A 19,893-nucleotide genomic window follows, 5' to 3' on the forward strand; every position below is an offset into this window, starting at 1 on the left:
ACGCCCGACCGCCCCTCAACCAACCGGATCAGAACGTGACCACGACGTCCACGCTAGTCGAACCGTCGGCCGGCACCGGCACCACGTTGCCCTCGACCGGCGAGCCGTTCACCGTCAGCGAGCGCGAGCCGGTGCGCTCCAGCTTGATCGTGTACGTGACGCCGCGGTAGACGCGCGTGACCGTCAGGTCCGTGTACTCGGCCGGCAGATGCGGCTCGATCGCGAGTCCGTCGAGCGTCGGGCGCACGCCGAGCAGGTACTGCGAGACGTCCACGAACGTCCACGCGGCCGTGCCGGTCAGCCACGAGTTCTTGCCCTCGCCGGGCGTCGGCGACTCCGGGCCGGCGACCATCTGGCAGTACACGTACGGCTCCACCTTGCGGATCTCCGACTTGTCCTCCAGCCACGCCGGGCAGTTGCGGCGGTAGACGGCGAACGCCTCCTCGTCGTTGCCGGCCACGGCGTTCGCGATCGAGATCCACGGGTTGTTGTGGCAGAAGATGCCGCCGTTCTCCTTGTAGCCGCGCGGGTAGGAGCTGATCTCGCCCAGTTCGATGCGGTACGTCGAATACGCGGGCGCGAGGATCGCGGTGCCCCACTCGCAGGTGAGCTTCTCGCGCACCGACTTGAGCGCCTCCTGTGCCTTGCCGTCGTCCAGGCCGATGCCGGCCATCACGCACATGCCCTGCGGCTCGATGTAGATCTGGCCCTCGGTGTCGGTGTGCGAGCCGACCGGACGCGAGTACGCGTCGTACGCGCGCACGAACCACTCGCCGTCCCAGCCGGCGGTCTTCACGGCCTCGGTCATGTCGTCGATCGCGCCGCGCACGGTCGCGACCTCGTCGGCGACCGCGTCCGCGGACATGCCGCACGCCTCGCCGTAGTGCGCGAGGATGTCGGCGTACTGGCCGCCGTACAGCACGAACATGCCGCCGATGAACACCGATTCGGCCACGCCCGTGTCGTTGTTCTCCACGGTCTGGAAGCTTTCGCCCGGCGTGGAGGAGAAGCAGTTGAGGTTCAGGCAGTCGTTCCAGTCGGCGCGGCCGATCAGCGGCAGCCTGTGCGGGCCGAGATGGCTCATCGTGAAGTTCGCGGAGCGGCGCAGATGCTCGAGCAGCGGCACTTCGGAGCCCTCGACGTTGTTGAACGGCACCGGCTCGGTCAGGATCGACGCGTCTCCGGTCTCGGCCAGGTACGCGTTCACGCCGGCGATCAGCCACAGCGGATCGTCGTTGAAGCCGCCGCCGATGTCGGCGTTGCCCTTCTTGGTGAGCGGCTGGTACTGATGCCACGCGGAACCGTCCTCCATCTGCGTGGAGGCGATGTCGATGATGCGCTCGCGGGCGCGCTCCGGCACGAGGTGCACGAAGCCGAGCAGATCCTGGTTCGAATCGCGGAAGCCCATGCCGCGGCCCATGCCGGACTCGTAGTAGGACGCGGAGCGCGACATGTTGAACGTGACCATGCACTGGTACTGGTGCCAGATGTTGACCATGCGGTCGAGCCGCGCGTCGCCGGAGGAGACGCTGTACGTGCTCAGCAGGCCGTTCCAGTAGTCCTTGAGCTCGGAGAGCGCCTTGTCGACCTCGGCCGCGCTGTTGAAGCGCGAGAACAGCTCGTGCGCGGGCTTCTTGTTGATGATGCCGACCTTGGCCGGATCGGTGGGATCCTCCCACTTCTGGTCGTCCGGCACCTCGATGTAGCCGAGCGTGAACACGAGGGTCTTGGTCTCGCCCGGGTCGACGGTGACGCGCACGCGGTTCGCGGCGATCGGGTACCAGCCGTGGGCCACGGAGTCGTGGGCTTTGCCTTCGGCGATGACCTGCGGGGTGTCCCAGCCGTTGAACTGGCCGAGGAATTCGTCGCGGCTCGTGTCGAAGCCGACGACGGGCGCGTTCACGCCGTAGAACGCGTAGTGGTTGCGGCGCTCCTTGAACTCGGTCTTGTGGTAGAGGATGGTCGCGTCCTCGAGGCGCTCGACCTCGACCTCGCCGGTGGACAGGTTGCGCTGGAAGTTGCTGGCGTCGTCGACGGCGTTCCACAGGCACCATTCGACGCAGCCGGTCACGTCCACGGTCTTGGGGGCGCCGTTGACGTTGGTGATGTCGAGGCGATTGACCTCGGCGTTGGCGCCCAGCGGCACGAACGCGGTGAGCCTGGTGGCGATGCCGGACTTCTGCGCCTCGAACACGGTGTAGCCGATGCCGTGGCGGCACTCGTAGCGGTCGAGCGGGGTCTTGGCCGGCAGGAAGGTGGGGGAGAAGGTCTCGATCGGCTTGGCGTCGGGGCCGTCGCCGTTCATGAGGGTCACGTAGTAGCTGCGGGCGCCGTTGTCGAAGGGCACGCCGTTGTAGCGGTAGCGGGTGATGCGGCGCAGCTTGGCGTCCTTGTAGAAGGAGTATCCGCCGCCGGTGTTGGAGATCAGCGAGAAGAAGCTCTCGTTGCCCAGGTAGTTGATCCACGGCAGGGGCGTGGCCGGGGTGTCGATGACGTATTCGCGGGCGGCGTCGTCGAAGTGACCGTATCGCATGTGCTCTTTCCTTTCGGCTTGCATCGTTGCTTGCTGTTGGTACGTCATCATAGCACGTTATTTATAACTTTATAAATAAGACTTTTCCGTCGTGTCGCGGCGGCGTCGCGGGCCTCGAAGTAGCCGGCGTGCGGAATACTGGTAGGCATGACAGATGAGCTTGATGAGGTCGAAGAGACGACGTTTGCAGCCGATGACGCGGCCGATGTACGGGCCGCGCATGACGCGGGGGCGGATGATGCGGCGGACGCGCGCGTGCGGACCGTCTCGATCCCGCGCGGCACGGTCGTGCTCGCGGCGACCCCGATCGGCAACGTCGGCGACGCATCCGACCGTCTGCGCGCGCTGCTGGCCGGCGCGGACATCGTTGCCGCCGAGGACACGCGCCGGCTGTACGATCTGGCCAACCGGCTCGGCGTGCACGTGGGCGGCTCCGTCGTCGCCTACCACGACCACAACGAACGCAGCAAGGCCGACGGCCTGCTCGACCGCGTCGAGACCGGCGCGACCGTGCTCGTCGTCTCCGACGCGGGCATGCCGACGATCAACGACCCGGGACTGGCGATCGTGCGCCGCGCGATCGAACGCGGGCTGCCGGTCACGTGCGCGCCCGGCCCGTCCGCCGTGCTCGACGCGCTCGCGCTGTCGGGCCTGCCGACCGACCGTTTCTGCTACGAGGGCTTCCTGCCGCGCAAGCACGCCGAACGCGTGCAGCATCTGCGCATGCTGCTGCCCGAACGCCGCACGATCGTGTTCTACGAGACGCCGCACCGCATCGCCGAGTCGATGGACGACCTGCTCGACGCGTTCGGACCGGACCGGCCGATGGCCCTGTGCCGCGAGCTGACCAAGGATTATGAGGAGATCCGCCGCGGCACGGTCGGCGAGATCCGGCAGGGCGTGATCGACGTGCCGCCGCGCGGCGAGATCGTGCTGGTGATCGCGGGCGCCTCCGACGAGGAGGCCGCGGCGGCCGCGCCCGCCACGCTGAGCGTGGACGAGCTGGCCGTGCTCGCCATCGACCGCGCGCTCGAGGACGGGCTGCGCATCAAGGACGCGATCACGCAGGTCGCGCAGGAACATCCGCTGCCGGACGGCTCCCTGCCCAACCGCAAGCAGATCTACGCCGCCGTGCTCAAGATCAAGGAGTAGGCGTCGGTTGCGGCAAGTGGAGGCAAGTGGACGGGAACTCACGGTAAAAAACCGTTTTGCGTGAGTTCCCGTCCACTTGCCTGTTGCCTGTGCCCCTGGCCGCAGGACCGGTTCGGCCGGCCCGGCCGGTCACTGCGCGCTGCCGTCGGTGCTCTGGCCGCTGACGCCGTCGCTGTTGGTGCCGCCGGTGGCGCCCGAATTCGTGGTGCCACCGGTCGTGTCGGAGTTGCCGCCGGAGCTGCCGTCCGTGGTTCCGCTGGCGCCGTCGGTGCCGGTGCCCGTGCCGCTGGTGCCGCCCGTGCCCGTCGTGCCGGCCCCGGTGTTGCCGGTGCCGGTCGTCCCGTCGGCCGTCCCGCTGTCCGTGGTGCCGCCGGTCGTGTCCGAACCGTCGCCGCTGCCGTCGCCGGAGCCGCCGCTGGTCGTGCCGGACGTGCCGTCGTTGCCCTCGGTCGTCGTGCCGGACGCGCCGCCGTTCGAATACGTGTACGTGTAGCCGCCGCCGGTGCCCCACGTGCCGTCCGGGCCGCCGACCTTGCCGTTGTCGGTCGCGGTCGGGAACTGCTCGACGTCCGTGCCGGCGAGCGCCTGCTGCATGAACTCGGTGAACAGATGCGCCGGGTAGCCGGTCGAGGAGACGCCGTATCCGGAGAATTCGGGCACGACCTGCGGCGAGCCGTTCTCGTCCGGGTTCCAGATCGCCCACACGTTGAGCAGCTGCGGCACATAGCCGACGAACGAGGCGGCCGTCTCGTCGTTCGCGGTGCCGGACTTGCCGGCCACGTCGCGGCCGAGCGCGGCCGCGGTTCCGGCCGCCGTGCCGGTCGTGGTGGTGCCGAGCATGGCCTTCTGCACGAGCGCGCAGTCGTTCGCGTCGAACACCTGCTTGTTCTCGGCCGCGGTCTTGTACATCTCGTTGCCCTTGTAGTCCTTGACGACGGAGACGACGTGCAGCGTGTTCTTCACGCCGTTCGCGGCGATCGTCGAATGGCCCTGCGCGAGGTCCCATGCGGTGGTCGCGTTGATGCCGAGCACGTTGTACGGCGACGTCTCGTCGATCTTGGACGTGATGCCGGCCTCGTGCGCGATCTTCGCGAGCCGCTGCGGGGTCAGGTGCTCGTTGACGTTCATGAACACGGTGTTCACCGAGTTGGCCGTGGCCTGGTACAGGTTGATGTATCCCCAGTTGATCTCCAGCGCGTTGTTCACTTCCTTTTCGATGCCGCTGAAGTGCTGGTGAGAGTTGCCGTTGAAGATCGTGTTGAAGCTCACGCCCTCCTGCGCCGCGCCCAGCAGCGCGAACGGCTTCATGGTCGAGCCGGGCTGGAACGTGGCCTGCGTGGCGTTGTTGAGCTGCTGCGTGAGATAGTCGGAGCCGCCGTACATGGCCTTGACCGAGCCGTCGCGCGGGTCGACGGCGATGCCGCCGACCTGGATGCTTGACGGCATGCCGTCGGGGCGCGTGTCGCCGACGGTCTGCATCTCCTGCTGCATGGATTTGTCGAACGTGGTGACGATCGTGTAGCCGCCGGTTTCGATGTCGTCCTTGGTGAACGACCCGGAGTTGATCAGCTCGTTCTCCACGGTGGTCAGCAGGTAGCCGTTGTAGCCGCCGAGCACGTTGTTCTGCGTATACTCGATCGTCTTGGGCAGCGTGTTGTTCGCCTTGTGTTCGGCGGCGGTGATGTAGCCGTCCTCCTCCATGATGTTGAGTACGCGCTTCATGCGCTGCGTGGCCATCTTCGCGTTGTCGTCCGGGTCCCATGTGCTCGGCGCGGGGATGATGCCGGCGATCATGGCCGCCTGGTTGATGGTCAGGTCCTTCGCGTCCTTGCCGAAGTACGCCTGCGCGGCGGCCTGGATGCCGTACGCGCCGCGGCCGAGGTAGATCGTGTTCATGTAGTTGCACAGGATCTCGCTTTTGTCCTGCGCCTGCGCGAGCTTGAGCGCGAGGATCGCCTCGCGCGCCTTGCCGATGTACGACGTGGTTTCGCCCAGATAGTAGCGTTCCGCGTACTGCTGGGTGATCGTCGAGCCGCCCTGGCGGGTGCCCTTGGTGATGTTGTTGATCAGCGCGCGTCCGATGCCGCGCAGGTCGATGCCGCGGTTCGTGTAGAACGTGCGGTCCTCGGACGCGACGATCGCGTTGCCGACGTAGTCCGGCAGGTCGTTGCATTCGATGATCTCGCGGTTCTGTTCGGCGAACGAGCCGATCTGCGTGGTGCCGTCCGAGTAGTAGACGGTCGTCTTCGACGCGAGCGCGATCTTGTCGGCCTGCGGGATCTCCGTGGTGACGTAGAAGTATGCGAACACGCCGACTCCCGCGGCGATGCCGGCGAGGATCAGTCCGAGGAGGATCTTGATGAACAGGTGCCTGTTGCGTTTCGGCTGCGGGCTTCCGGCCGAACGGTGCATGCCGCCGCCGAAATGGCGTGCCGCCGGCCGGCGCGGACCGCTGTTGCGCGCGGTGCGTGCGGTCGTGCGGGTGCGCGAACCGGCGCGGTGCGCCGCGTGGCGACGGGTGCCGTTGTTGGCCGAGCTGGAGCTGCGGGATGCGTTTCGTGAGTCAGACATGACCCCCACCGTAACCACCACCCATGAAAACACCGGCACACTCTCACACGATTACACGGGTTCCTTCACACTATTTCCCCTGAATCCTCACAATTCGACGCGCACCGGCCCACTGCCCAATATCCCGTCCGTCGCCGCCCCGCCCGCCGTCGCCGTCGGCGTTTGTCCGAGGATGCTGTACACTGTTTAACAGCCTCCACGCGGCGCTATGTCACCCAACTCCCCCAGGGCAGGAATGCAGCAAGGGTAAGTGGCCTCTGGCGGGTGCGTGGAGGTTTTTCCATACTTTCGCGCTTTTGCTCGGTTCGGCCCGTGCGTCGGATAGTAGAGTCGGGCCTATGACCGACAAGACCGACGAACAGCAACCCATCGTGCGCGACCCCAAGCCCTCCCTGAACATGCTGCAGCAGGCGCCGTCGCAGGCCGCGGACCCGGATGGGCGGTCCGCGACGCAGCCGTCCGCCACGTTCGCACCATTGCGCGAAACGGACGCGTTCGGCGAGCCCGCGCCGGCCGCCGCGCCACGGCCGTCGTCGCAGCCGCGGACAAACCGCAACGGTGCCGCCGTCCCCGGCATGGCGGGCGCATCCGAAGCATCCGTCACGTCCGCCGACACGGACGATCTGGAACGCGGCCTCGCCCGGCTCGACCCGCTCGCCGTCCGCCCGCGCACGTCCAGCCGCGTGCTGTGCGTCGTGTTCGGCCTGCTGCTCGTCGCCGCCGCGTTCGGCGTGTGGTGGCTCGGCGTGCGCACCGAAACCGGCCAGTCGTACGACGAGATCGTCATCACCGGCTTCTCTCAGAACCTGCCCGGCTGGCTGACGTTCCTGCTCGAGCCGTTCCTGATCTCCGACCGCTATCTCGGCCTGCCGATCGACCTCAACCCGACCATCATCATGTCGCTGCTCATCGGACTGGCCGGACTCGTCGTCATGATCGTGCGCAGACGCTGGTGGCTGATCGGCCAGACCGTCGTCCTCGCCGCGCTGTGCTACGCGGCCACGTATCTCAAGGACGTGCTGCCGCGGCCGTACCTGATCGAAACCGGCACGCCGCACACGAACTCCGCGCCGTCCGGCCACACGATCCTCGCCGCGACCGCCGCGATGATCCTGCTGCTCGCCGTGCCGCGCGCGTGGCGTGCCGTCTGCGCGCTGTTCGCCGCGTTCTTCTCCGTCGTGATCGGCATGTCGGTGATCGCCGGCGGCTGGCACCGACCGACCGACGTGGCCATGTCGCTGCTGATCGTCGGCGGACTCGCGCTGCTCGCGCTCGCGTTCACGCGCACGTCCGGCATGGACGATCCCGGCCGTCGCGTCTCGTCCGTGAGCGTGCAGATCGTCGCCACGGTGATGGTCACGGCCGGCCTGCTCGCCTGCGCGTACGCCGCGTACGTGATCTGGCAGATCGCGCCGGGACTCGCGCTGAGCGCCGCGTGGTCGGCGTCGGGGGCGTACCTGTCGGTGATCGTCGGCGTGAACGGTATCGCCGCGCTCGTCTTCGGACTGGCGCTTGCCCTGCGCCACCTGACCGCCGCGCCGCTGACCAAGCTCGGCCTCGTCGGCGCGCCTCCGGCGCCGCCGCGTCGCTGACACAACACCGGAACCGTCGATTGACGAGGCCGTTGACCGCACGTCATGGTTAATATGACGTTCCGTAGGCACAGTATTAAGGAGAAGGCATGGCAACCGGCAGCAAGCTCGTCATCGTGGAGTCTCCCACCAAGGCCAAGAAGATCGGCGGCTACCTCGGCAACGGGTACACAGTCATGGCATCGGTGGGCCACATCCGCGATCTTGCGCAGCCCAGCCAGGTGCCCGCGTCCGACAAGGCGAAGTTCGGCAAGTTCGGCGTGGACGTCGAGGACGGGTTCAAACCGTATTACATCGTCGACGGCGACAAGAAGAAAACCGTCTCCGAGCTCAAAAGCGCGCTCAAGAACGCCGACGAACTTTACCTCGCCACCGATGAGGATCGCGAGGGTGAGGCCATCGCGTGGCATCTCGTGCAGACGCTCAAGCCGAAGGTGCCGGTCAAGCGCATGGTGTTCCACGAGATCACGCCCGAGGCGATCAAGGCGTCGCTGACCAAGACGCGCGACGTGGACGGCGCGATGGTCGACGCGCAGGAGACCCGGCGCATCCTCGACCGCCTCTACGGCTACGAGCTGTCGCCGGTGCTGTGGCGCAAGGTCGGACCCGGCCTGTCCGCGGGTCGCGTGCAGTCCGTCGCGACTCGTCTCATCGTCGAGCGCGAGCGCGAGCGCATGGCGTTCGTCCGCGCGCCCTACTGGGACGTGACGGCGGAACTCGCCGCGCCCGACGCGGAAGGGCAGGAGGCCACGTTCGACGCGCGCATGATCTCGCTCGGCGGCCGTCGTCTCGCCGTGTCCAAGGACTTCGGCGCGGACGGCAGGCTCACCGCCGCCGGTCTCGCCGACAACGTGCGCCAGCTGGACGAGACGGACGCGAACGCCGTCGCCGACGCGCTGCGTGCGGCCGCGTTCACCGTCATGTCGATGGAGACCAAGCCGTACCGTCGTCGTCCGCAGCCGCCGTTCACCACGTCGACGCTGCAGCAGACCGCCGGCAACCGTCTCGGCATGAGCTCGCGCGCGACGATGCGCGCCGCGCAGGGCCTGTACGAGAACGGCTACATCACGTACATGCGTACCGATTCGGTCACGTTGTCGCAGGAGGCCATTTCGGCCGCGCGCGCCTCGGTCGAACAGCATTTCGGCAAGGCGTTCCTGTCGGATGCGCCCAAGCAGTACGCGACCAAGACCGCCGGCGCGCAGGAGGCGCACGAGTGCATCCGTCCGGCCGGCGCGACGTTCCACGATCCGGCCGAACTGGCCAGCAAGGTGCCGCCGGACCAGCTGAAACTGTATACGCTGATCTGGCAGCGCACGCTCGCCTCGCAGATGGCCGACGCGACCGGTTCGACCGCGACCGTGCGGCTTTCGGCTCCGGCCGGCGAGGCGTTCGGCGAGGCGGTGTTCCAGGCCTCCGGCACGGTGATCGAGTTCCCCGGCTTCATGAAGGCGACGGGGGAGGGCCGGCGTGCGGCTGCTGCGTCCGGTGCGGCCGGTTCCGCCGCGTCCGGTGCGGCCGCGACCGCCGACGGCAAGACCGCGGCCAAGGCCAAGGACGCGGAGGACAACGCGTCGCTGCCGCCGATGAACGTCGGCCAGCAGGTCGGCGCGCGCGACGTGACCGCCGACGGCCACGAGACGCAGCCGCCGGCGCGCTACACCGAAGCGTCGCTCGTGAAGACCTTGGAGGCCAAGGAGATCGGCCGCCCGTCGACGTACGCGAGCATCATCTCGACGATCATCGACCGTGGCTACGTGTACGAGCGCGGCCGTGCGCTCATCCCGTCGTGGCTGGCGTTCTCCGTCATCAAACTGCTCGAGACGAAGTTCCCGAAGTACGTGGACTACGAGTTCACCGCCGACATGGAGAACGGGCTCGACCAGATCGCGCACGGACGCGAGACCGGCCGCGACTGGCTGACGCGCTTCTACTTCGGCTCCGGCGAGGGCGCGGCCGCGAACGCCGACGAGGCGCACGCGGGCCTGCAGCAGCAGGTCGCGCAGCTCGGCGAGATCGACGCGCGCGCGATCAACACGATCGACATCGGCGACGGCCTGCATGTGCGTGTCGGCCGCTACGGCCCGTATCTGGAGGATATGGAGCATCTCGACGCGGAAGGCAATCCGAAGCGCGCGTCCCTGCCGGACACGCTCGCCCCGGACGAGCTGACGGTCGAGGTCGGCCATGATCTGATCGAACACAATTCGGGCGGCCCGCGCGTGCTGGGCGTCGACCCGGTTTCGGGCGGCACGGTCGAGGTGCGCAACGGACGGTTCGGCCCGTATGTGGCGCTGGTGCCGGCGGCCGAGCCGGAGGCGGGTGCGACCGCGGAAGAGGCCGCCGATGCGTCCTCCGCCGCGGACGCCGCGAAGAAGACCACGGCCAAGACCAGGAAGACCACGGCGAAGACGACCAAGAAGGCCGCCGCTCCCAAGCCCAAGATGGCGTCGCTGTTCAAGACGATGAGCCCCGAATCGCTCACGCTCGAGGACGCGCTGCGACTGCTCAGCCTGCCGCGGCTCGTCGGCACGTACGAGGAGACGAACGCGGAGACCGGCGAGATCGGCGAATCGAAGGTCGAGGCGAACAACGGCCGCTACGGCCCGTACCTGACCAAGACCGCGGTGGACGGCAAGACCGAAACCCGTTCGCTCGGCTCGGAGGACGAGATCTTCACAGTCGACATCGACAAGGCGAAGGAACTGTTCGCGCAGCCGAAGTACCGTGGCCGCGGGCGTGGCACGGCCAAGCCGCCGCTGCGCGAGCTCGGCCCGGATCCGGAGACCGGCAAGCCGGTGACCATCAAGGACGGCTTCTACGGCGCGTACATCACCGACGGCGAAACCAACCGCACGGTGCCCAAGCAGTACACGCCCGAGTCGATCGAGCCGGCCGAGGCGTTCCGCCTGCTCGCCGAGAAGCGCGCGGCCGGACCGGCCAAGAAGCGCACGCGCAAGACGACGGCCAAGTCGGCCACGGCCAAGAAGGCCACGTCGAGCGCGAAGAAGACCGCCACCCGCAAATCCGCGGCCAAGACCACCAAGGAATCATGACCGGACTGTTCATTTCGTTTGAGGGCGTCGACGGCGTGGGCAAAACCACGCAGGTCAAGCGGCTGAGACGGTATCTGCGCGATCTCGGCCGCGAAACCGTCGTGACCCGCGAACCGGGCGGCACGCCGCTGGGCAAGGCGATCCGCCGCATGCTGCTCGAGGGCGTCGTCGCGGAGACGGCCGGCGGCAAGCCGGTCTCCGGAGCCGCGGCCTTGGCGGCCGAAACGGGAGCGGCCGCCAAGGCCAGGTTCGTCCCGGTCGACATCGCCGCCCGCACCGAGGCGCTGCTGTTCGCCGCCGACCGCGCGCAGCATGTCGCCGAGGTCATCCGCCCGGCCTTGACGCGCGGCGCCGTGGTCATCACCGACCGCTACATTGACTCGTCGCTCGCCTACCAGGCGGGCGGCCGCGAACTGACCGCCTACGAGATCCGCAATCTGAGCATGTGGGCCACCGGCAACCTGCTGCCCGACCGCACGTACCTGCTTGACATGGACCCCGCCGCCTCGCACGCGCGTCTGCGCCACGGCACGGACCGCATGGAATCGGCCGGCGATGGCTTCCAGTCGCGCACCCGTCAGGCGTTCCTCGACCTGGCCGCCGAGGACCCGGACCGATTCCGCGTCATCGACGCGGGCCGCTCAGTCGAGGACGTATGGCGGAGCATCCAGGCCGACCTCGACGCGCTGCTCGCGGCGCGTGAGGACGCGTCCCAGTCGTCCCGCAACCGGAAAGGCGCCGCACGATGAGCGTATGGGATTCGATCGTCGGCCAGAAGCCCGTCACCGACCAGCTGCGTGCGATCGCCGCCGGCGATCCGAAGGCCATCGCCCAATCATGGCTGATCTGCGGACCTCCCGGCTCCGGACGCTCGAACGTGGCCCGCGCGTTCGCCGCCGCGCTCGAAAGCCCCGACCACGGCCTGAACGACGAACCCACCAAGGTCACCCGGCAGGTGCTCGCCGGCACGCACCCGGACGTGACCTCGCTCGCCACCGACAAGGTCACCATCGGCATCGCCGAGGTGCGCGAGCTCATCGGCGTCAGCGAACAGATGCCCAGCACCGCGCCGTGGCGGATCATCATCATCGAAGACGTCGACCGCATGCTCGAGCGCACCACGAACGTGCTGCTCAAGGAGATCGAGGAGCCGGCCGAACATACGATCTGGCTGCTGTGCGCCCCGAGCGCGCAGGATGTGCTGCCGACCATCCGCTCGCGTACGCGCATCGTCAACCTCGCCGTGCCGTCCGACCGGGCCGTCGCCGACTTCCTCATGCACTCGGTGAACCCGACCCTGCCGGACGACAGACGCTTCAACGAGCACGTCGCCGCGCGCGCGGCCCGACTCGCCGAAGGGCACATCGGCGTCGCCCGACTGTACGCCACGGACGAGCGGGTCATGTCCGACCGCGACGAACTGGTCGTCGGCGTGCTCAATCTCGCGCGCGCGTCCGACGCGGTGCTGCTCGCCGGCAGTCTCATCGACAACGCGAAGGCGCAGGCCGACGCCGACGTGAACCGTCAGGCCAAGGCCGCGGAGGACGAGTTCCGCCGCATCAACGGACTGGGGGAGAAGGACCGGATCCCGCCGAGCCTGCGCGGCGCGTACAACCAGATCGCCAAGAAGGACGAGCTCAAGCGACGCGCCACGCGTCGCAGCCGTGACGTGCTCGACCGCGCGCTCAATTCGATCGCGTCGGTGTACCGCGACGTGGCCGTATTGCAGAACAACGCGGAGGATTCGGTCGGCCTGGTCAATCTCGAGAACCGCACGGCGATCACCGAACTGTCGGTGCGTCTGACGCGCGAGGCCGCGGTGCGGCGATTGGATGACATCGCCGTCGCACGGCGGCGTCTGGCCGGTAACGGCAACCCGTTGCTCCTGTTCGAAGCCCTGTTCTGCTCGTTGATTCCGCGCTGATCGTCAGTCGCCGGTCGAGCCGCGTGCGACGAGCTGCGGCGGCAGCGTGATGTGCGCGGGGGAGGCCGGTCCGGCCGCGATCAGTCGCAGCGCCTCGGCGACGGTCTGCCTGACCGGCGGGCGGACGGACGTGAGCTGTGGCATCGTCGTCAGCGCGAGCGGCGAGTCGCCGTAGCCGATGATGCGCACATCGCCGGGCACGGCGAGTCCGAGCGCGTCGAGCGCGACCATCGCGCCGAATGCGACGGTATCGTCGCAGCAGATCAGCGCCTCCGGCCGCAGCCGGTACAGATCGTCGCGGCCGGAGCGGTCGAGCGCGTCGCCGAACAGCCGCATCGCGCAGTGGAAGCCGCGCTGCACGGTCTTCTCGCCGAACTGGTTCCATGCACGGTCCGTATGCAGCGAATACGATCGCACCTGCGTGTGGAACATGGCGAACAGTTCCGCCGATTCAAACGACATGTCGCGGTTCGCCAGATATGCGACCGATCGCACGCCGGATTCGGCCAGATGCCGCACGCTCATCTCCATCGCCGCGTTGTCGTCGATGCTCACCATCGACGTGCGGAACGAACGCTGCCGGCCGCCGACCTGCACGATCGGGATCTGCTGCCGTTCCAGCGTGGCCGCGAGCTCCGCGCCGGGCGCGGTGACGATGATCAGCCCGTCGACGTTGCGCGCGACGAGCGATTCGATGCGCTCCTCCTGCTTCTCCTGCGTGGCGCCGATGCCGAGCAGCAGCTGCTGCGAGTCGACGTCGGTGAGCGGCTCGAGCTCGTCGAGCAGCTGCGCGCTGAGCGGGTCGGTCGCGGAGGGGATGATCAGGCCGATCGTGTTCGTCACGTCGGAACGCAGCGCGCTGGCCGCGTAGTTGACGGAATAGTTGAGCTCCTCGGCGGCGGCGCGCACGCGGCGGGCGATGTCGTCGTCCTTGGCTCGTTTGCCGGACAATACGCGCGAGACGGTGGCGGTGGAGACGTTGGCGAGGGCTGCGACGTTGGTGATCGAGGCGGTGCCGGACTGCGCGCCCGCCGGCTTCGCTGCCGGGACGGTGCCGTTCGTCGTCATGCTGTTGCCTCCTTGATTCGTCGCCCGCGATGGTCCGGAAAATGTCCGGAGAAAAGAATACGGCCGCCCGGATACCGCGGGCGGCCGTTTCGAGGATAGGAAGAGGAAGGGAAAGCGTTACTCGGCCGCGACGAGGATGTTGGTCAGGTTGTCGGCCACGGACTCGGCGTTGTCGCCCTCGACGTTGATCTCGACCGCGTCGCCCTGCTTGATGCCGAGGCCCATGACGGAGAGGATGGAGCCGGCCGGGACCGGGTTGCCGCCCTGCTTGGCGATGGTGACGGTGCAGCCGGAGGCGGTGACGGCCTGGGCGAACTGCGCGGCCGGACGAGCGTGGATGCCGACGGGATCGTTGATGGTGATGGTGCGGGTAACCATGTGGACACTCCTTTGCGTCGATGTACCGGTTGGTACTTGCTGTTTTCAGCGCGGCCGCGATCGGCTGCTGATTGACGAGTATAACACGTGTTGCGTCGGTATTTCAGTAAACGATTACTGTTGGCGTGTCGCGGTTTTACCGGCGTATACTGTCTACCAACTGAAAATGATTTACCGGCGATGACGTCGGTGGTCAACGGCGGGGGTCCGCTCGCGCGGATGCCGGCCGGCCCAAGGCGAACAGGCCGAAGGCGAATACAGGCATAACTGGCACAACCAGACAACGAACAAAGGAGATCACATGGAAATCAAGGGTGTTGGCATCGGTCGCGGAATCGCCGTCGGCCCCGTCATTCGCATGGCCGCTCCGCTGGCCGAGCCCGCCGACGCGCCGCGCGCCGCGGACATCTCCGCCGAATCCGAGATCGAGCGCGTCACCAAGTCGCTGGCCGTCGTGAACGCCGACCTGGCCCGCCGCGCCGAAGAGGCCGCCAACGGCGACGAGGGTGCCAAGCAGGCCGCCCCGATCCTGCAGGCCATTTCCATGTTCGCCTCCGACCCGTCGCTGGCCGAGGGCATCAAGACGTTCATCAACGAGGGCAAGACCGCCGAACGCGCCGTGCTCGACGGCTTCGGCGCGGTCGAGGCCATGTTCAAGGCCATCGGCGGCTACCAGGCCGAGCGTGCGGCCGACCTGCACGACGTCGGCCAGCGCGTCATCGCCGACCTGCTCGGCGTGCCGGCCCCGGGCGTGCCGTTCTCCGAAACCCCGTTCGTGCTCGTCGCCGAGGATCTGTCCCCCGCCGACACCGCCGCGCTCGACATGGACAAGACGCTGGCCATCGTCACCTCGCAGGGCGGCCCGACCTCCCACACTGCCATCCTCGCGCGCGCCCGCGGCATCGTCGCGGTCGTCTCCGCCGCCGAGGCCGCCGATCTCAAGAACGGCGAGCAGGTGATCGTCAACGCCGCCGCCGGCACCGTCACCACCGAGCCGACCGCCGAGCAGATCGAAGAGGCCGAGCACGCCAAGGCCAAGGCCGCCGCCGCCAAGGAGCTGCGCGGCAAGCCGGGCGCCACCAAGGACGGCCACCATGTGCCGCTGCTGGCCAACGTCGGCAAGCCGAAGGACGCCGATCCGGCGCTCGAGTACGGCGCCGAGGGCGTGGGCCTGTTCCGTTCCGAGTTCCTGTTCATCGGCAACTCCGAGCCGCCGAGCGTCGAGGACCAGACCAAGGCGTACGCCGAGCTGCTCTCCCGCTTCCCGGGCAAGAAGGTCGTCATCCGCATGCTCGACGCCGGCGCTGACAAGCCGCTGCCGTTCCTGACCCCGGAGGACGAGCCGAACCCGGCCCTCGGCCTGCGTGGCCTGCGCACCCTGCGCGAGCACATGAACGTGCTCGAAGGCCAGCTCAAGGCCCTCGCCGCCGCCGACGCCCAGACCGACGCCGACCTGTGGGTCATGGCCCCGATGGTCGCCGACGAGTACGAGGCCGACTACTTCGTCAAGCTCGGCAAGAGCTTCGGCCTCAAGAAGGTCGGCGTGATGGCCGAGGTCCCGTCCATCGCCCTGATGGCCGACAAGGTCGCGCAGGTCGCCGACTTCGTCTCCATCGGCACCAACGATCTGACCCAGTACACGATGGCCGCCGACCGTACGCTCGGCTCCGTGGCCAACTACCAGACCGCCTGGCACCCGGCGGTGCTGCGCATGATCAAGCTCATCGCCGACGCCGGCAACAAGTACGGCATGCCGGTGGGCGTGTGCGGCGAGGCCGCGGCCGATCCGGATCTGGCCGTCGTGCTCGTCGGCCTCGGCGTCAACTCGCTGTCCATGACCCCGGTCGCCCTCGACGACGTGCGCGCCGAGCTCGCCGGCGTCACCTTCGAGGAAGCCAAGGAGAAGGCCGCCAAGGCCCTCAACGGCGACTTCTACAAGCCGGCCAAGTAGTCGGTTCCATCCGATCCCCATCTGATCCCAGCGGGCATGCGGCCAACAGGTCGCATGCCCGTTTTGCGTCCTCGTGTTACACATCGGTGCGTACACTGGGCACATGAAGATTTCCGCTGATTTCACCGTCGTTCCCGACGACTTCGCCAAGGCCGCGGCCGCTCCCTACCGCAACGCCGGCATCCCCGTCATCTCCTTCCCCTTCTACATCGACCAGATCGAACCCGAGGCCCGCTACCTGCACTGGGCCTTCACCGATCCGGACTCGATCCCGGTGTGCGGATTCGAATGGATCCACTGGACGGTCGCCAACCTGCCCATCGACGCGCTGATGTACGACTTCAACGATTCGCACGCCCTGCAGATCCCGCCGGACTTCTCCCGCCAGCTGCCGGCCATGATCCCCGAGGCCGTGCAGGGCCGCAACTCGTCCGCGTCCAAGTTCGTCGGCCGCGACAACGACCCGGCGATCACGATGCGATACAACGGTCCTCAGCCTCCGGACAAGGACCACGACTACTACCTGCACGTGTGGGCCACCAAGAAGCCGCTGCCCGGCCTCAACCAGGGATTCTGGCTCAACGAACTGCTTCATGCATTGAGAAACTGCGACGAAACGCCCGACCAGGGCGGTATCTTCGTTACCGGTAAGGCGTGAGCGTTCCGGCAAGACCGGTCACAAGCCCATCCCGAAACGTTCAGCCAGCATTTCTCAGAAAGGAAGCAACAACAACCATGGCCTGCACCACGATTCTGGTCGGCAAGGACGCAAGCTACGACGGCTCGACGATCATCGCCCGCAACGAGGACAGCTCGAACGGCGAATTCTGCCCGAAGCGCTTCGTCGTCGTCAAGCCCGAGGAACAGCCGAAGCACTACCGCAGCGTCATCTCCCACGTCGAAGTCGATCTGAGCGACGAGGAGCCGATGCAGTACACGGCCGTGCCGAACGCGGATCTCAAGGACGGCATCTGGGGCGAGGCCGGCGTGAACGAGGCGAACGTGGCGATGAGCGCCACCGAAACCCTCACCACGAACGAGCGCGTGCTCGGCGCCGACCCGTTCGTCGTGCGCAAGCCCGCGCGTGGCCGTGAGGGCGAGCCCGGCTACGAGCCGGAGGTCCCCGGCGGCATCGGCGAGGAGGACTTCGTCACGCTCGTGCTGCCGTACATCAAGACCGCGCGCGAGGGCGTCGAGCGTCTCGGCGCACTGCTCGAGCGGTACGGCACGTACGAGATGAACGGCACCGCGTTCTCCGACGCGGACGAGATCTGGTGGATGGAGACCGTCGGCGGCCATCACTGGATCGCCAAGCGCGTGCCGGACGAGGCGTACGTGACCATGCCGAACCAGCTCGGCATCGACGAGTTCGATCTCGACGACGCGCTCGGCGAGCAGGAGAACCACATGTGCTCCGCCGATCTCGCCGAGTTCATCTCCGACAACCATCTCGACCTGTCCGTCGAATCGACCACGCCGTTCAACCCGCGCGACGCGTTCGGCTCGCACTCCGACCAGGACCACGTGTACAACACGCCGCGCGCATGGGCCATGCAGCGCTTCCTCAACCCGTACGACGAGGTCTGGGACGGCCCCGACGCCGACCACAAGCCGGAGTCCAACGACATCCCGTGGGCCCGCCAGCCCGAACGCAAGGTGACGATCGAGGACATCAAGTGGGTCCTGTCGAACCATTATCAGGGCACCCCGTACGATCCGTACGGCAAGCTCGGCGACGAACACACCAAGCACATGTACCGTCCGATCGGCATCAACCGCCAGAGCCAGCTGTCGGTCATGCAGATCCGCCCGTACCGTCCGCAGGCCGACCGCGCGATCCAGTGGATCGCCTACGGCTCCAACCCGTTCAACACGCTCGTGCCGTTCTACCCGAACGTCGACGAGACGCCGAAGTATCTCGAGGACACGACCACGCGCGTGACGACCGAGAACTTCTACTGGGCCAACCGCGTCATCGCCGCTCTGTGCGACTCCGCGTTCGCCGACACGTCGAACGCCGTGGACCGCTACCAGCAGAAGACCGGCGCGTTCGGCCACCGTCTGGTCGCCGACACGGACGCCGCGATCAACGCGATCGACGGCGTGTGGCCGGAGTCCGAGGAGGACGTCGCCGCGGACGAGGCCGAGAATGTTGCGGCCGATGCCGTCGACGAGATCGACTTCGACGATTTCGACGGCGACGATAACGACGAGCGCGACGTGCAGCCGATGGATCCGGACGAGATCATCGAGGCGACCCGCAACGCCGCCGTGCGCGAGACGCTGGCCGCCGCCAACCGGCGCATGGCCGACATGCTCAAGGACGAAACCGACCAGCTGCTCGACTCCGTGCTCTACACGGTGAGCATGAAGATGCGCAACGGCTTCCACCTGTCCGACTTCTAAGGTCTGATTTCTCCGTTTTCTCAACTGTTCCAGCCCGTCGAAAGACAAGCCCGACGAAAGAAAGGAAACCCCCAATGACCACCATCGAGGATTTCACCAGCCAGTACGGCCTGGTCAAGAAGATCGACGCGTTCGGCTACATGGACTTCCTCAAGTCCAACCCGGACGCCCCGCGCAAGCACGGCAAGGTCGTGCTCGTCACCGCCGACACGCCGCTCAAGGCGTCCCGCGGCGAGGGCAAGACCACCACGACCATCGCGCTCATCGACGCGTTGCGCGCCCGCGGCATCGACGCGACCGCCGTGCTGCGCCAGCCGAGCATGGGCATCACCGCGGCCGGCTCGAAGGGCGGCGCGTCCGGCGGCGGCAAGGCGTCGCTGACCCACCCGGAGCTCATCGACTGGGGTCTGTGCGGCGAGATGGCCGCCATCGCGGCCGCCCAGAACCTGCTCGTCTCCTTCGCCGAGAAGGCGATCGACGAGGGCAAGCTCGACACGATCCTCGTGCCGCGCGTCTCCGAAGTCCCGTCGCGTTCGCTGCGCTCCATCACCGTGGACGCCGGCAAGAACAACGTCGCCGAGAAGGTCGTGCTCACGCCGACCTCCGAGCTGATGCAGATCGTCGTCCTGTCCCGTTCGATGGACGAGCTTGGCAAGCGCGTCTCCGCGATGATCGCCGGCACGAAGGATGGCAAGCCCGTCCAGTTCGGCGAGTTCATCGACCTGTGGCGCATCACCGACATGCTGGCCGACGCGGTCAAGCCGGCCCTGACCGAGACCGTCAACGGCTCCCCGGTCTACGTGCACGGCGGCCCGTTCGCGAACGTGTCGATCGGCATCCCGACGCTCGTCTCCGTGGAGATGGCGTGCGCGCTGCACGACGTCGTCATCGTCGAGGCCGGCTACGGCACCGACGCGGGCGCGCAGAAGTGGCTCGACATCGCCTGCCGCGAGTACGGCGCGCAGTGGCCGTCGGCCGCGGTCGTCGTGACCCGCGCGTCGACGTGGCGTGACGATCCGGAACTGGCATGGCGTTACCCGTTCCACGTCAACCGTCTCGAAAAGCTCGACGTTCCGGCGTTCCCGCTGATCAACCTGTGGGAGGGCGAGGACGATCAGGTGCCGTCCCTGCGCGAGACCGCGGCCAAGCTCGGCTTCCGCGATCCGATCGTCGGCAACCTGTACCGCGACGGCGGCGCCGGCCTGGCCGACCAGATCGACGCGTTCGTCGACGTGCTCACGAACGCCGTCGCTCCGGCCGCG

At 67.6% G+C, this 19,893-nt stretch carries 13 protein-coding genes and 1 other RNA gene; 10 read left to right on the forward strand and 4 right to left on the reverse strand.

Features of this window, described 5'->3' with window-relative positions; all coding sequences use genetic code 11:
* Window positions 1-28 precede the first annotated feature (28 nt).
* Window positions 29-2,533, reverse strand: a complete 2,505-nt coding sequence (locus JS533_RS07160) for a glycoside hydrolase family 94 protein (protein WP_241513755.1) — start codon at window positions 2,531-2,533, stop codon at window positions 29-31.
* 147 nt (window positions 2,534-2,680) lie between these two features.
* On the opposite strand from JS533_RS07160, the gene rsmI reads away from it, so the two are divergent.
* Complete coding sequence (rsmI, locus tag JS533_RS07165) at window positions 2,681-3,685, forward strand: 16S rRNA (cytidine(1402)-2'-O)-methyltransferase (protein WP_338024169.1); 1,005 nt, start codon at window positions 2,681-2,683, stop codon at window positions 3,683-3,685.
* A 129-nt stretch (window positions 3,686-3,814) separates the two neighbouring features.
* On the opposite strand, the gene JS533_RS07170 is transcribed toward rsmI, so the two are convergent.
* Window positions 3,815-6,256 carry a transglycosylase domain-containing protein gene (locus tag JS533_RS07170; protein WP_420838635.1) on the reverse strand — a complete coding sequence of 814 codons (2,442 nt, stop codon included), beginning with the start codon at window positions 6,254-6,256 and terminating at the stop codon, window positions 3,815-3,817.
* A 188-nt stretch (window positions 6,257-6,444) separates the two neighbouring features.
* Between JS533_RS07170 and ffs the strand changes: the two genes are divergently transcribed.
* The 5 genes from ffs (at window position 6,445) to JS533_RS07195 (ending at window position 12,828) form a co-directional block, all read left to right on the forward strand.
* Window positions 6,445-6,539, forward strand: an RNA gene (ffs, locus tag JS533_RS07175) — signal recognition particle sRNA small type.
* Window positions 6,540-6,594: 55 nt separating this feature from the next.
* Complete coding sequence (locus tag JS533_RS07180) at window positions 6,595-7,848, forward strand: phosphatase PAP2 family protein (RefSeq protein ID WP_241513756.1); 1,254 nt, start codon at window positions 6,595-6,597, stop codon at window positions 7,846-7,848.
* Window positions 7,849-7,937: 89 nt separating this feature from the next.
* Window positions 7,938-10,904, forward strand: a complete 2,967-nt coding sequence (gene topA / locus JS533_RS07185) for a type I DNA topoisomerase (protein ID WP_241513757.1) — start codon at window positions 7,938-7,940, stop codon at window positions 10,902-10,904.
* Window positions 10,901-11,653, forward strand: coding sequence for a dTMP kinase (gene tmk / locus JS533_RS07190; protein WP_241513758.1), 753 nt, complete (start codon window positions 10,901-10,903; stop codon window positions 11,651-11,653). Before topA ends, tmk begins: the two co-directional genes overlap by 4 nt.
* The gene (locus JS533_RS07195; protein ID WP_241513759.1) at window positions 11,650-12,828 is read left to right on the forward strand and encodes a DNA polymerase III subunit delta'; all 1,179 of its coding nucleotides are present in this window, start codon (window positions 11,650-11,652) and stop codon (window positions 12,826-12,828) included. Before tmk ends, JS533_RS07195 begins: the two co-directional genes overlap by 4 nt.
* A 3-nt stretch (window positions 12,829-12,831) precedes the next feature.
* Here the strand turns inward: JS533_RS07195 and JS533_RS07200 are convergent, their stop codons facing one another.
* Together JS533_RS07200 and JS533_RS07205 are read right to left on the reverse strand one after the other, a co-directional pair.
* Window positions 12,832-13,896, reverse strand: coding sequence for a LacI family DNA-binding transcriptional regulator (locus JS533_RS07200; RefSeq protein WP_241513760.1), 1,065 nt, complete (start codon window positions 13,894-13,896; stop codon window positions 12,832-12,834).
* A 117-nt stretch (window positions 13,897-14,013) separates the two neighbouring features.
* Window positions 14,014-14,274, reverse strand: a complete 261-nt coding sequence (locus tag JS533_RS07205) for an HPr family phosphocarrier protein (RefSeq protein ID WP_241513761.1) — start codon at window positions 14,272-14,274, stop codon at window positions 14,014-14,016.
* A 301-nt stretch (window positions 14,275-14,575) separates the two neighbouring features.
* Here JS533_RS07205 and ptsP point away from each other — a divergent pair, with 301 nt between their 5' ends.
* The 4 genes from ptsP to JS533_RS07225 all read left to right on the forward strand — a co-directional run.
* Window positions 14,576-16,225, forward strand: coding sequence for a phosphoenolpyruvate--protein phosphotransferase (gene ptsP, locus JS533_RS07210; RefSeq protein WP_241513762.1), 1,650 nt, complete (start codon window positions 14,576-14,578; stop codon window positions 16,223-16,225).
* A gap of 103 nt (window positions 16,226-16,328) precedes the next feature.
* The gene (locus JS533_RS07215; protein ID WP_241513763.1) at window positions 16,329-16,883 is read left to right on the forward strand and encodes a YbhB/YbcL family Raf kinase inhibitor-like protein; all 555 of its coding nucleotides are present in this window, start codon (window positions 16,329-16,331) and stop codon (window positions 16,881-16,883) included.
* Between the two features lie 77 nt (window positions 16,884-16,960).
* Window positions 16,961-18,631: a C69 family dipeptidase gene (locus JS533_RS07220; RefSeq protein WP_241513764.1), complete on the forward strand. Its 1,671-nt coding sequence runs from the start codon at window positions 16,961-16,963 to the stop codon at window positions 18,629-18,631.
* A 74-nt stretch (window positions 18,632-18,705) separates the two neighbouring features.
* Window positions 18,706-19,893 (forward strand): formate--tetrahydrofolate ligase (locus JS533_RS07225; protein ID WP_241513765.1); only part of this gene is annotated, 1,188 nt, incomplete at its 3' end.

The sequence above is a fragment of the Bifidobacterium amazonense genome, from assembly GCF_018555435.2.
Classification (GTDB): domain Bacteria; phylum Actinomycetota; class Actinomycetes; order Actinomycetales; family Bifidobacteriaceae; genus Bifidobacterium; species Bifidobacterium amazonense.

Excerpts from the sequence above, each read along its gene's own strand:
- JS533_RS07160 (WP_241513755.1), bottom strand. The coding sequence starts at position 2,533 with ATGCGATACGGTCACTTCGACGACGCCGCCCGCGAATACGTCATCGAC.
- rsmI (WP_338024169.1), top strand. The coding sequence starts at position 2,681 with ATGACAGATGAGCTTGATGAGGTCGAAGAGACGACGTTTGCAGCCGAT.
- JS533_RS07170 (WP_420838635.1), bottom strand. The coding sequence starts at position 6,256 with ATGTCTGACTCACGAAACGCATCCCGCAGCTCCAGCTCGGCCAACAAC.
- JS533_RS07180 (WP_241513756.1), top strand. The coding sequence starts at position 6,595 with ATGACCGACAAGACCGACGAACAGCAACCCATCGTGCGCGACCCCAAG.
- topA (WP_241513757.1), top strand. The coding sequence starts at position 7,938 with ATGGCAACCGGCAGCAAGCTCGTCATCGTGGAGTCTCCCACCAAGGCC.
- tmk (WP_241513758.1), top strand. The coding sequence starts at position 10,901 with ATGACCGGACTGTTCATTTCGTTTGAGGGCGTCGACGGCGTGGGCAAA.
- JS533_RS07195 (WP_241513759.1), top strand. The coding sequence starts at position 11,650 with ATGAGCGTATGGGATTCGATCGTCGGCCAGAAGCCCGTCACCGACCAG.
- JS533_RS07200 (WP_241513760.1), bottom strand. The coding sequence starts at position 13,896 with ATGACGACGAACGGCACCGTCCCGGCAGCGAAGCCGGCGGGCGCGCAG.
- JS533_RS07205 (WP_241513761.1), bottom strand. The coding sequence starts at position 14,274 with ATGGTTACCCGCACCATCACCATCAACGATCCCGTCGGCATCCACGCT.
- ptsP (WP_241513762.1), top strand. The coding sequence starts at position 14,576 with ATGGAAATCAAGGGTGTTGGCATCGGTCGCGGAATCGCCGTCGGCCCC.
- JS533_RS07215 (WP_241513763.1), top strand. The coding sequence starts at position 16,329 with ATGAAGATTTCCGCTGATTTCACCGTCGTTCCCGACGACTTCGCCAAG.
- JS533_RS07220 (WP_241513764.1), top strand. The coding sequence starts at position 16,961 with ATGGCCTGCACCACGATTCTGGTCGGCAAGGACGCAAGCTACGACGGC.